The 12638-nt window shown below is 70.7% G+C and carries 7 protein-coding genes; 6 read left to right on the top strand and 1 reads right to left on the bottom strand.

Translation table 11 applies throughout. The annotated features are described in order from the left end of the window. Positions 1 to 79: 79 nt before the first annotated feature. Positions 80 to 3025, bottom strand: coding sequence for a glycoside hydrolase family 3 C-terminal domain-containing protein (locus SCNRRL3882_RS39295; protein ID WP_010038471.1), 2946 nt, complete (start codon positions 3023 to 3025; stop codon positions 80 to 82). A gap of 396 nt (positions 3026 to 3421) precedes the next feature. Between SCNRRL3882_RS39295 and SCNRRL3882_RS40940 the strand changes: the two genes are divergently transcribed. The 6 genes from SCNRRL3882_RS40940 (at position 3422) to SCNRRL3882_RS39270 (ending at position 12631) form a co-directional block, all read left to right on the top strand. After that, positions 3422 to 3739, top strand: coding sequence for a hypothetical protein (locus SCNRRL3882_RS40940; RefSeq protein ID WP_158688402.1), 318 nt, complete (start codon positions 3422 to 3424; stop codon positions 3737 to 3739). After that, positions 3736 to 6105: a sialidase family protein gene (locus SCNRRL3882_RS39290; protein WP_010038467.1), complete on the top strand. Its 2370-nt coding sequence runs from the start codon at positions 3736 to 3738 to the stop codon at positions 6103 to 6105. Before SCNRRL3882_RS40940 ends, SCNRRL3882_RS39290 begins: the two co-directional genes overlap by 4 nt. Positions 6106 to 6241: 136 nt before the next feature. Then, the gene (locus SCNRRL3882_RS39285; RefSeq protein WP_029181075.1) at positions 6242 to 6958 is read left to right on the top strand and encodes a GH12 family glycosyl hydrolase domain-containing protein; all 717 of its coding nucleotides are present in this window, start codon (positions 6242 to 6244) and stop codon (positions 6956 to 6958) included. Between the two features lie 125 nt (positions 6959 to 7083). Then, on the top strand, positions 7084 to 9222 hold the full coding sequence (locus tag SCNRRL3882_RS39280; RefSeq protein ID WP_010038462.1) for an alpha-galactosidase: 2139 nt from the start codon (positions 7084 to 7086) through the stop codon (positions 9220 to 9222). Between the two features lie 41 nt (positions 9223 to 9263). Further along, a complete protein-coding gene (locus SCNRRL3882_RS39275; RefSeq protein WP_010038458.1) occupies positions 9264 to 10775 on the top strand; it encodes a glycoside hydrolase family 43 protein in 1512 nt (503 codons plus the stop codon). A gap of 80 nt (positions 10776 to 10855) precedes the next feature. Continuing rightward, positions 10856 to 12631: a cellulase family glycosylhydrolase gene (locus tag SCNRRL3882_RS39270; protein ID WP_010038457.1), complete on the top strand. Its 1776-nt coding sequence runs from the start codon at positions 10856 to 10858 to the stop codon at positions 12629 to 12631. Positions 12632 to 12638 lie beyond the last annotated feature (7 nt).

Raw genomic sequence — 12638 nt, 5'->3', positions numbered from 1 at the left:
TGGCCGGGAACGTGTGGAACGCGGCGGCGAAGCGTCTTCTTGCCGCGTCCCACCGCTCGTTACCGCCCCCCGCCGCTCCTCACCACGTCCCGCCGGCGATGGCGGCCAGGTGGACACCGCCGCGCAGAACGACGTGCAGATCGTGCACCCCGGTCACCTCCGCCGGCATCCGCGCGCTGACCGTGCGCCAGTCGTACCGGCCGTCGGTGCCGGCGGTGACACGGAGGGCGGCGAGCAGGGTGCCGGCACCGGGAGGGCCGTCGGCGTAGATCTCGACGGTCGCGTCCTCCTCCGTCGCGCACGACACCTCGGCCGTGATGACCCGCGGCCCGTCTGCCTGGCTGCCCAGGTCGACCGAGCCGTAGCGCAGGGCGCAGGGGATGTCACCGGTCGTCGGGGTGACCGCCTCCCCCTTCTCCCGGGTGGCGTCGACGAGCGTGCCGCCTTCGTACTCGTCGAAGTCGACGGCCTCCAGTCGTCCGCCGAGGAGAGTGCGGACGGGGAGGGCGGGCCCCGTCACGGTGAGGGGCGCTGTCAGGGCGATGACTTCGGCCGAGTGCCCGATCAGGATCTCGTACGGTCCCGGGTCCACGGCGAAGGCGCCGGCCGAGACGGACCAGTGGGCCAGGGCCGCCGCGACGGGCAGCTCGAACTCCAGCCGACGCCTTTCACCGGGGGCGAGGGAGACCTTGCGGAAGTCCGTCAGTCTGCGCCTGGGCGCGCGGTGGCGGGCGGCGAGCGCGCGGGTGTAGAGCTGCACGGTCTCGGTCCCCGTGCGCGTCCCGGTGTTGGTGAGCTCGACGCTCACGGTCAGGGTGTCGTCGTGCGCCGCTTCCGGGGCGGACAGCCGCAGGTCGGAGTAGGCGAAGGTGGTGTAGGACAGGCCGTGCCCGAAGGGGTACAGCGGGGCGGTGTCGTGGTACTGGTAGGTCCAGCCGGCGCTGATGATGTCGTAGTCGAGACGGCCGGGCAACGGGTCGTCGCCGCGGTACCAGGTCTGCGGGAGCCGTCCGGAGGGTTCGGCCTCGCCGAGCAGGATCGCGGCGAGTGCCCGGCCCGTCTCCTGCCCGCCGTGGGACGTCCACACCACGGCGGGCAGGTGCTCGTCCGCCCAGTCGACGGCGTACGGGTAGCTGCTCATCACGACCAGTACGGACTCGGGGCGCTCGGTGGCGACGGCGCGCAGCAGGGCTTCCTGCGCGGACGGCAGCGAGGTGCCCGCGCGGTCCTCGGTCTCGCGGCCGTTGATGTGCGGGTCGTTGCCGAGGACGATCACGGCGACGTCCGCCGAGGCGGCGGCCGCGACGGCTTCGGCGATGCCGTCCCTGACGACCGTTCGGGTCCAGCGTTCCGCCTGCTCGGGGGCTTCGGCGGAGAGGGTGACGCGGCCGGTGGCGGTGTCCACGGCGGCGTAGCGGCCGTTGCTGATGTTGCGCAGCACTTCCGTGCCGTCCGGCTGGGCTTCCAGCCGGAAGGTCTCGTGGACGAACCAGCCGTTCGGCTGCGTCTGGTCGGCGGCGAGAGTGAGGTCGCCGTCCCTGAGGGTGACGTAGCGTTCCGTGCGCGCGTTGCGGAGGGTCAGCACGCCTTCACCCCAGTCGAACAGGTCGTGGCAGGCGTTGTCGCCCGCCTCCTGCTCGTCCGAGGGAGCACCGGCCACCATGGGCCCGCCGGGGTCGAGCGCCGGCACGCGCAGGAGGCCTCCGGTCGAGGCGGCGCGCAGGGTGATCCGGTCGACTCCCTCCGCGCGGACCGCTTCGGCGCCGCGCTCCTTGAGGGCCGTCTCCAGACCGGCGGCGATGGTGATCCGGTACGGCATGGTGCCGCTGTACCAGTCCTCGAAGAGGGTGTCCGCCAACGGACCGACGAGCGCGACACGCCGGCCGGGGGCCGGTGACAGCGGCAGTGCGCCGTCGTTCTTGAGCAGCACCACCGACTCCGTGGCGGCGCGCAGCGCGAGCGCCCGGTGTGCGGGGCTGTCCACGGCGTCGTCGCGGATGCCGGCGTAGGGGTCGAGGTCCGGATCGAACTCACCGAGGCGGAAGCGGATCGACAGGTGGCGTCGTGCGGCGCGGTCGATGTCGTCCTCGGTGAGCAGGCCGCGGTCGACCGCCGCGCGGAGCCGGCCGAGGGTGATGCTGCCGTCCTCGTCCAGTTCGGTGATGCTGTCGACGCCTGCGCGTACCGCCGCCGCGTGGGAGGTGGGGTGGTCGTCGAAGTAGTGCTCCGATTCGGCGAGGTTGGTCACCGCTCCGGCGTCGCTGCAGACGAACAGCTCGTGACCGGTGGGCTCGGCCCAGCGCCGTACCTCGGTCTCAAGCAGTGGACTGACATGGCAGGGGCGGCCGTTGATGAGGTTGTAGGCCGGCATGACGCCGGTGGCGGCGCCGGACGCGATCGCCGGGCGGAAGGCGGCGAGGTCGTATTCGTGCAGCACCCTCGGCGGCACCACGGAGGAGGTGATGTCGCGCTCGTCCTCGTTGTTGTAGGCGAGGAAGTGCTTCAGGAGCGGTGCCGTGCGCAGATAGACCGGGTGGTCCCCCGCCAGCCCGCGGCAGTAGCTGACGGAGAGCCGGCCGGTGAGCAGCGGATCCTCCGCGTACCCCTCCTCGTTGCGGCCCCAGCGGGGATCGCGCAGCAGGTTCACCACGGGGGCCCAGACCTGGAGGCCGGGCCGGTGGCCGTCGGCGGCGGGGCGCTGGTGGAAGGCGCGGGCCTCGGTGCCGACAGCCGTGGCGACCTCGTGCAGCAGTTCCTCGTCCCAGGTCGCTCCCAGGCCCACCGCCTGCGGGAACACGGTGGCCGGCCCCAGCCAGGACACACCGTGGAGCCCTTCGGTACCGGTCTTGAAGGGGGCCAGTCCGAGACGCGGGACTCCTGGTGAGTACTGGTAGAGCAGTTCGATGCGCTCGTCGACCGTCAGCCGGGAGATCAGGTCGTCGATTCGCCGGGCGAGGGGGAGCGCGGGGTCACGGAACGGCAGGTCGGTGGTGGGCGGCTCGGGGAATGTGGCGGCGGTACTCACCTGAGAAGTCCCTTGCAGGAGGTCCGAAGGAGAGGGCGTGGGAGGCGGGGTGAAGGCGGAAGGTGTCGAAGCGCTTCGACGGTGGCATGGCGTCGAGTCGTATGTCAATCACAGGTCGCCCAGCCGTCGCGAACCGTTCTTCCGGCATTGACGTTCCTCTTTGAGATTTCACCTCTAAGGCCAGCTCACTGGGGGTGAAGCCGCATGGACGGCGGGACATACCCTCACCCCCAACCATGCCTGTTACCGAAAAGTGACCTAGGCAGCCCGTTGTCGCCCCCGGAAACACGGCCTTAGTCTCACCGAAACGTCGAAGCGCGTCGACTCGGGATGCCGGACGACGCGGCGTCTGCCCGCCCGCCGGTCGGATCGACGCGAGCGAAGGGCCGCAACGACATGAGCCGTGAGACGAACCGCCGAGCCGTCCTGCGCACAGCCGCCGGCGTGGCGGGCGCCGCCTCCCTCTCACCGCTGCCCTCCGTCGGCAACGAGAACTACCAGGCCGTGTCCCAGGCACCAGCAGTAGCTCCTGCGAACTCCGGCAGACGCACTCCGGCCTCGGCGGTCCCCCGACTCGGGCCGACTCACCGGCACGGCACCCTCGTCGCGCCGGACGAGGCCTGCGGAATCGCCTTCTGGAGCCGGCCGGCCGGACCGCTGCTTGTGCGCAGGCCCCGTACGGACCCGCACCCGAAAGGCAAGGACCCGTCATGACCCATGCCCCGCACCTCTCCCGCCGAGGCCTGCTGGCCGCCGGGGCGGCCACGGCCGCACTCCCCCTGCTCGCCCCCTCCACTGCCTCAGCCGCATCCGCCGGTTCCGCCGCATCCGCCCGCGCGGCCGGGAAGGTCCGACACACGCCCTACACCTTCCGCAACGCCGAGATAGTCGGCGGCGGCTTCGTCACCGGCATCGTCTTCAACCAGAGCGAGCCCGGACTGGTGTACGCGCGCACGGACATCGGCGGCGCATACCGCCTCGACACGAAGTCCAGACGGTGGATCCCCCTCACCGACTGGATCGGCTGGGACGAGTACGGACACACCGGCATCATCAGCATCGCCACCGACGAGGTCGACCCCGACCGCGTCTATCTGGCGGCGGGCACGTACACCATGCCCGAGTGGGACCCGAGCATGGCGGCGATCCTGCGCTCGACCGACCGCGGCCGCACCTGGAAGACCACTCCCCTGCCGTTCCGGCTGGGCGGCAACATGCCCGGCCGGGGCATCGGCGAGCGGCTGGTGATCGACCCCAACCGCAACAGGATCCTCTACCTGGGCGTGCGCGGGGGCCACGGGCTGTGGCGCAGCACCGACCACGGCAAGACCTTCGCGAAGGTGACCAGTTTCCCCAACCCGGGCAACTTCGTCATCGATCCCACCGATCCCGACGGCTACAACGGCGACAACCTGGGCGTGCTGCAAGTCGTCTTCGACAAGCGCACCGGGCGCGCGGGCAGGGCCACCCGGACCCTCTACGTCACCGTCGCCGACAAGGAGAACATCCTGTACCGGTCGACCGACGCGGGAGCGACCTGGGAACGCGTCCCCGGGCAGCCCACCGGCTTCATCCCGCACCACGCGGTCTTCGACCACGTCGGCGGCTACCTGTACCTGGCGACCAGCGACACCGCCGGCCCGTACGACGGCTCCAAGGGCGACGTGTGGAAGCTGGACACCGCCACCGACACCTGGACCCGCATCAGCCCGGTCCCGTCCACCAGCGACGACAACCAGTACGGTTACAGCGGCCTGACCATCGACCGGCAGAACCCGGACACCCTGATGGTGTCCACCCAGGTCAAGTGGTACCCGGACTGCATCCTCTTCCGCTCCACCGACGGCGGCGCGAGCTGGACCCGCGCGTGGGACTCGGGCCCGAACTCCGAGCGCACCCTGCGCTATGACATCGACATCTCCGCCGCCCCCTGGCTGACCTGGAACGCCTCGCCGGCGCTGCCCGAAATGACCCCCAAGTTGGGCTGGATGATGGAGTCCGTCCAGATCGACCCCTTCGACTCCGCCCACTTCATGTACGGCACCGGCGCGACGATCTACGGCGCCGACAACCTGACCGACTGGGACAGCGGCGGCACGGTGCACCTGTCCGTACGGGCCCAGGGGCTGGAGGAAACCGCCGTCATGTGTGTGATCAGCCCACCCGTCGGCGCGGCACACCTCTTCTCCGGCGTCGGCGACGTCGGCGGCTTCCGGCACACGGATTTCCGCAAGGCGCCGAAGATGTACGACAGCCCGACCTTCGGCGGCACCCCTGCCCTGGACTACGCGGAGCTGGCGCCCCACACCCTCGTGCGGGTCGGCCACCCGACCAGCGGCTGGACCCAGCACTTCGCCGTCTCCACCGACAGCGGCGCCACCTGGACGCCGTCGGGCAGTGAGCCGTCCGGCGTCACCGGGCCCGGAGTCGAGGACCAGGCCGTCGCGATCAGCGCCGACGGCAGGCGGATCGTCTGGTCCCCGGCCGGAGCGCCGGTCAGCTGGTCCGACGACCACGGAGCGACCTGGACGGCGTCGAAGGGGCTGCCGGCCGGGGCCCCGGTGCGCTCCGACCGGGTGAACCCGGAGAAGTTCTACGCCTGTGCCTCCGGCGTCTTCTACCTCAGCACGGACGGCGGCAAGAGCTTCACGGCCACGGCGGCGACCGGTCTGCCCACCGCGGGGAACGTCCGGTTCAAGCCGGTCCCGGGCCACGAGGGCGACATCTGGCTGGCCGGCGGCACCACCAAGCCCACCACCCCCACACCGTACGGGCTGTGGCGGTCGACCGACTCCGGAACGTCGTTCACCAGGTTCGAAGCGGTGGACCAGGGCGACGTCGTCGGATTCGGCAAGGCCGCATCCGGTGCCACGTACCCCGCCGTCTACACCAGCTCCAAGATCCACGGCGTGCGCGGCATCTTCCGGTCCGACGACGCGGGCCGGACCTGGATCCGCATCAACGACGATCGGCACCAGTACGCCTGGACCGGCAACACCCTGACCGGAGACCCCCGGATCTACGGTCGCATCTACTTCGGGACGAACGGACGCGGAGTCATTTACGGCGACCCCAAGTGAGGATCGGCTGCCGGCCGCCCCGCTCCGCACCCGCCGTTCCGAAGGGGAGACCGACGTGGCCCTGCCGCCGGGGCAGGACGACCGGCTTCTCCTCTCCTGTGTGATCCCCCCACTCAGCACACATTCCGGAGGGCTGATGAGATTCCGTATCGGCTGGGCCGCGCTGCTCGCGGCGCTGGCTCTCGTCTTCACCCTGCCGAACTCGGCGGTGGCAGCGTCACAGACGTACTGGTTCAAGCACTACTCGACCGGCGGCAACGCCTCGACGTGGTACGCCAACGACAACTCCTGGGGTGTGAACTCCCCGACCGGCACCGGCTTCGTCGCCATGGTCAACGGCAAGGACTGGGGCTGGTCGTCCCCGGTGACCACGCTCCCCAAGAAGATCGGCGCCGTCAGCCCCAACAACAACACATGGTTCAGCCAGTCGGCGTGGCCGAAGTCCGGCTCGCGCTACAACGCCACGTACGACATCTTCATCGACCCCTACCCCGAGCCGAACAACCGCAACTCCAAGACCGAGCTGATGATCTGGCTCAACTGGTCCAACACCCAGCCGCTGGCGGACCGCTACGACGGGAACGGCAACGCGATCCCGACCGTGACCAACGTCAGCCTGGGCGGCCGCAGCTGGGATATCTACGATTACAGCTGGCCGAACGGCGACCACACCCTCAGCTTCCTCGACAGGAGCAGGTCCGGCTGGTGGTCCGGCAGCCTCACACCGTTCTTCGACTACGGCCTGAACAAGGGCCTCTACACCAACGACCACTACCTCAACAGCGTCATGGCCGGCTGGGAATTCGGGCCGGGTGACTACACGGCTCACTCCTGGGGCGCCGTGGGCTTCTGACGCAACTCTGCCCTTGCGCATCACCGCGCCGCACACCACCGTGCTCGCCGTCGAGTTCGACGGCGAGCACGGCCCGCACCGAGACACCGGCCCCACAGCCCGGCCACTGACCTGGAAAGGACACCATGGAGAACGAACAGCGGAGCTTCCGCTGGGGTCACGACGCCCTGCATCTCGAGTTCGTCCTCGGCGACGACGGCAGTGCCCGCCTGACGCGTCTCGGACTGCCCGGTGAAGCGGGCAGCGGCCCCGGTGCGTCCCTGCCGCTGGTCGAGGTGACGGCCGCGGGGCACGGCCGCGCCTGGTCGGGCAGCCGCCTGATCGGGACCGCTCTCGGCGAGCGGCTGCGCCACCGGTCCCACCGCTCGGCCCGCGACGGCGACTGGCACACGCTGACCGTGCATCTCCACGACCCGGAAACCGGGCTGGTCGCGGAGGTGACCTACCGGTCGCCGGACGGCATCCCCGTGCTCCGCGGCGAAGTGACCCTGCGCAACGAAGGGCAGACCACGCTGCACCTGGAATCGGTCAGCTCCCTCGCGGTGGGCTGCCTCACCCCGGCGGACCCGGCGGCCGTCGACGCCGCCGACCTGCTGTGGGCGGACAACGACTGGCTCGCCGAGTGCCGCTGGCAGCGACAGCCGATGCGGCGCACCACACCCGCCCTCAGCGGACGCGTGGAGTACGGGCACGGCAAGGCCGGCCGTGAACTGACCGGACAGGGCACTTGGTCCAGCTGCGGACACCTGCCCATGGGTGGCCTGACGGACCGGCGCACCGGCCGCACCTGGGTATGGCAGATCGAGCACAACGGCGGGGGCTGGCGCTGGGAGTGCCAGGAGCACGACCGGGCGGCCTACGTGGCGCTGTTCGGTCCCACCGACACCCACCACGGCTGGCGGCAGCCCCTGGAACCCGGCGCCGCCTTCCGCACCGTACCCGTGGCCCTGTCCTTCAGCGCCGACGGCGGCCCCGACGCCGCGTTCGCCGCACTGACCCGCTACCGACGCGCCCACCGCCGCCCGCACGCCGACCACCAACGCCTGCCCGTCATCTTCAACGACTACATGAACTGCCTGATGGGCGACCCGACCACCGACAAGCTGCTGCCCCTGATCGACGCGGCGGCCGAGGCCGGCGCCGAGTACTTCGTCATCGACGCGGGCTGGTACGACGACGATGACGGCGGCTGGTGGACCAGCGTCGGCGCCTGGGAGCCGTCCGCCTCACGTTTCCCCGGCGAGAAGGGGATCCACCAGGTACTGGACCGTATCCGCGAACGCGGCATGGTGCCCGGCCTGTGGCTGGAGCCGGAAGTCATCGGCGTCCACAGCCCGATGGCCAAGTCCCTGCCCGACGAGGCGTTCTTCCGCCGCGACGGCGTCCGCCTCACGGAGGTCGGCCGGCACCACCTGGACCTGCGCCACCCGGCCGCCCGCGCCCACCTGGACCAGGTCGTGGACCGCCTGGTCGGCGAGTGGGGCGTCGGCTACCTCAAGCTCGACCACAACATCGACCCCGGCTCCGGCACCAGCGCCGACCCCGGCGAGACCCCGGGCGCCGGCCTGCTCGGCCACAACCGGGCGCACCTGGACTGGCTCGACGGCGTCCTGGACCGCTATCCGCACCTGGTCGTGGAGAACTGCGCCTCGGGCGGCATGCGCTGGGACCACGCCCTGCTGTCGCGGCTGCAACTGCAGTCCACCAGCGACCAGCAGAATCTGCAGCTCTACGCGCCCATCGCGGCATCCGCACCCACCGCCGTCACCCCCGAGCAAGGCGCCGTGTGGGCCTATCCGCAGCCGGAGGACTCCCTCGACGAGGTCGCCTTCACCATGGCGAACGCCCTGCTCGGCCGCATCCACCTCTCCGGCCTCCTGCCGGAACTGGAGCCCGAGGCCCGCGCCCTGGTCCACGAGGCGGTCGCCGCATACAAGACCATCCGCGCCGACCTGGCGGAGGCCGTGCCGTCCTGGCCACTCGGCCTTCCTGGCTGGGACGACCCCTGGATCGCCCTGGCCCTGCACACCCCCGCCACCACCTACCTCACCGTCTGGCGCCGCCCGGGCGGTGCGGCCACCACCACCTTCCGGCTGTCCGAACGGGCGGACGGCGGCGCAGCCCGTGCCGAGGTGCTGTACCCCGCCGCACGTCAGGCCGCTGCCGTCTGGAACCCGGACACCGCCGACCTCACCGTGACCCTGCCCACCGCGCCCTCCGCGGCGCTCCTCCGCATCACGCGCACGCAGCCGGACGCTCCCTGAGCGCCGACCCTGCCGCCCACCCGACGAAAGGACGACCGAGGGTGCCCGCTCACAACCAGCCCGCCCACGCCGCCGACCCCGTGCTCCCCGGGTTCCACCCCGACCCCAGCATCTGCCGGGTCGGCGACGACTACTACCTCGCCTGCTCCAGCTTCGAGTACTTCCCCGGCGTACCCCTCTTCCACAGCCGTGACCTGGTGCACTGGCGGCAGATCGGCAACGCCCTGGACCGGCCGGAGCAGTTGCGCCTGCCGGTCTCCATGCCGTCCTCGGGCGGCATCTACGCCCCCACCCTGCGCCACCACGACGGCCGCTTCTGGCTGATCGTCACCAACTGCAGCGAGGGCGGCGGCAACCTGATCGTCACGGCCACCGACCCGGCCGGACCGTGGTCGGATCCCATCTGGGCACCGGGCGTACCGGGCATCGATCCCGACCTGGCCTGGGACGAGGACGGCACCTGCTGGTGCACCGTCGCCGGAGTCGCTCAGGTCCGCCTCGACCCGTCCACCGGACAGACGTACGGGACACCGCACAAGCTCTGGTCCGGCGGCCCCGGCGCCAAGGCCCCGGAGGCGCCGCACCTGTACCGCATCGGCGACTACTGGTACCTGCTCATCGCCGAGGGCGGCACCGAGCGCGGCCACGGCGTGTCGATCGCCCGCGGCCGTACACCCGCCGGCCCGTTCGAGCCGTGCCCGGCCAACCCGATCCTCACCCACCGCGGCACCGACCACCCCGTGCAGAACACCGGCCACGCGGACCTCGTCCAGGGACCCGACGGAGCGTGGTGGATGGTCTTCCTCGGGGTGCGACCGCGCGGCGGCACGCCCGGCTGGCACGTGCTCGGCCGGGAGACCTTCCTGGCTCCCGTGACCTGGGAGGACGGCTGGCCGGTCGTCGGCGAGGTGGCCCCGGACCCGTCCGCACTCCCCTGGCCCCTCTCCCCCGGACCCGTCCAGGAGCAGCGGGACGACTTCGATCTCACCGAGCTGCGACCGTCATGGATCTCGGTGCGGGACCGCCCCTGCGAGCTGTGCACCACCAAGGAGCGACCCGGATGGCTGACGCTCCGCGCGCGTGGCGGCTCTCTGGACGAGCCCGACGTGGTGTTCACCGGCCGCCGCCAACAGGACCTCACCTGCCGGGCACGCACCCTGGTCGACCCGGAGCAGGGGCGCGGCGGCCTCGCCGTCCGGCTGGACGAGCGGCACCACTACGCGATCGAGGCATCCGGGACGGACGTACGGGTGATCGCGCGCGTCGGCTCCCTGCGCACGGTCGTGGCCGAACTCTCCGTGCCGGCCGGGCCACTGGTCCTCGCCCTCACCATCGCGGACCCACCGCCTCCGCACGGACCGTGCACCGGACCCGACGTCGTCTCCCTCGGCGTCGAACAACCCGACGGCACGTTCACGGAGCTCGCGGCCCTCGACGGCCGCTACCTGTCGACGGAGGTCGCCGGCGGCTTCACCGGCCGCGTCATCGGCATGTACGCCGCCGAAGGCACCGTCCACTTCGACTGGTTCGACTACGAGCCCCTGGACCGCTGAGCCGACCCGCTCCCCCGCCGCACGACCCACTGAAGGCACGCACTCCCACTGAGAGACACGTCCACCGAAAGGGACGAATCATGAAGGACTTACCGCGACCCGCGCACCACCGCAGCCCCAGACCCGGCCGCCTGCCCTCCCTGCTGCTGGTGCTCGCCGTCATGCTGGGACTGGCCGGCGGCACCTCGACCGCCGCGACCGACGACACGGCGGAGCCGTCACGGTCCGCGGTCAGGGTTCCGGCCCGCGCCATGGACGCCGTCGCCGCGATGCAGCCCAGCTGGAACCTGGGCAACACCCTGGACGCCATTCCCCACGAGACGAACTGGGGCAACCCGAAGGCCACCAGGGAACTGTTCGCCACCATCCGCGGGCAAGGTTTCCGCAGCGTCCGGATCCCGGTGACCTGGTCCGACCACCAGTCCGCCACCGCCCCCTACACCGTCGACGCCGCGTACATGAGCCGCGTCAAGGAGGTCGTCGACTGGGCGCTCGACGAGGGCCTGTACGTCGTGCTCAACGTGCACCACGACTCGTGGCAGTGGATCGACGACATGCCCGCCGACCACGACGGCGTGCTGGCCCGGTTCAACTCCACCTGGACCCAGATCTCCCAGACGTTCAGGGACGAGCCGCGCACCCTGATCTTCGAGAGCGTCAACGAGCCGGTCTTCGAGAAGACCACGGCCGATCAGAAGGTCACGTTCCTGCGCGAGCTGAACACCTCCTTCCACAAGGTCGTCCGCTCCTCGGGCGGCGGGAACACCGACCGCCTGCTCATGCTGCCCACGGAGGCGTGCACGCCCTCCCAGAACCTCATGGACGACCTGTACACCACGATCAAGTCGCTGAACGACCGCAATCTCGTCGCCACCGTGCACTACTACAGCTGGTACCCGTTCAGTGTGAACGTCGCGGGCGGCACCCACTACGACGACAAAGCCCAGAACGACCTCAACGACGCCTTCGCCCGGATGCGCGACACCTTTGTCGCCAGGGGCATCCCCGTCTACCTCGGTGAGTACGGCCTGCTCGGCTATCCCGACACCAACCATCCCTCCCGCGTCGAGCGGGGCGAGGCGCTGAAGTACTACGAGCACCTCGGACACGCGGCGCGCTCCGTCGGTGTCACCACCGCGCTGTGGGATCCCGGAACGTGGGCCTACCTGAACCGGGAGACCCAGAAGTGGTCGGATCCCGCCCTGTTCGCCTGGATCAAGTCGAGCTGGACCACCCGTTCGGGAACGGCCTCCTTCGACAAGGTCTTCGTGCCGAAGTCGGAGCCGATCACGGCCAAGGGGCTCACGCTGCACCCGAACGGCACCCGGTTCCGTGGCCTGTGGCACGGCAGGACCAAGCTCGTCGAGGGACGGGACTACACCCTCTTCGACAAGACCAGGCTCGTCCTCACGGCCGGCGCGCTGACCCGGCTGACGGGCGACCGCGAGTACGGGGTGAACGCCACGCTCCAGGCCCGGTTCTCCCGCGGACTGCCCTGGCAGATCGAGGTGGTCACCTACGACGAGCCGGTGCTGTCCGACGCCACGGGCAGGACCGACGCGTTCACCATCCCCACCCAGTACCGGGGTGACGTCCTGGCCACCATGGAGGCCAGGTACGGCGACGGCAGCAACGCCGGCCAGACCGACTGGACTCCGTACCAGGAGTTCAACAAGTCCTTCTCGCCGGACTACGGGAAGGACACGATCATCCTGCAGCCCGAGTTCCTGGACGCGCTGCGCGACGGTGAACCGGTGACACTGACCTTCCACTTCTACAGCGGCGAAAAGCTCATGTACCACGTCAAGAAGTCCGGGGACTCGGTCACGGGCTCTCGCGTCACTCCGGCCTCCTGACCGGCCG

The sequence above is a fragment of the Streptomyces chartreusis NRRL 3882 genome (genome assembly GCF_900236475.1).
GTDB classification, from domain to species: domain Bacteria; phylum Actinomycetota; class Actinomycetes; order Streptomycetales; family Streptomycetaceae; genus Streptomyces; species Streptomyces chartreusis_D.
This window is presented reverse-complemented; position numbering and strand designations above follow the sequence as displayed.

Coding starts and splice junctions, on each gene's coding strand:
- SCNRRL3882_RS40940 (WP_158688402.1), top strand. CDS start 3,422: ATGAGCCGTGAGACGAACCGCCGAGCCGTCCTGCGCACAGCCGCCGGC.
- SCNRRL3882_RS39290 (WP_010038467.1), top strand. CDS start 3,736: ATGACCCATGCCCCGCACCTCTCCCGCCGAGGCCTGCTGGCCGCCGGG.
- SCNRRL3882_RS39285 (WP_029181075.1), top strand. CDS start 6,242: ATGAGATTCCGTATCGGCTGGGCCGCGCTGCTCGCGGCGCTGGCTCTC.
- SCNRRL3882_RS39280 (WP_010038462.1), top strand. CDS start 7,084: ATGGAGAACGAACAGCGGAGCTTCCGCTGGGGTCACGACGCCCTGCAT.
- SCNRRL3882_RS39270 (WP_010038457.1), top strand. CDS start 10,856: ATGAAGGACTTACCGCGACCCGCGCACCACCGCAGCCCCAGACCCGGC.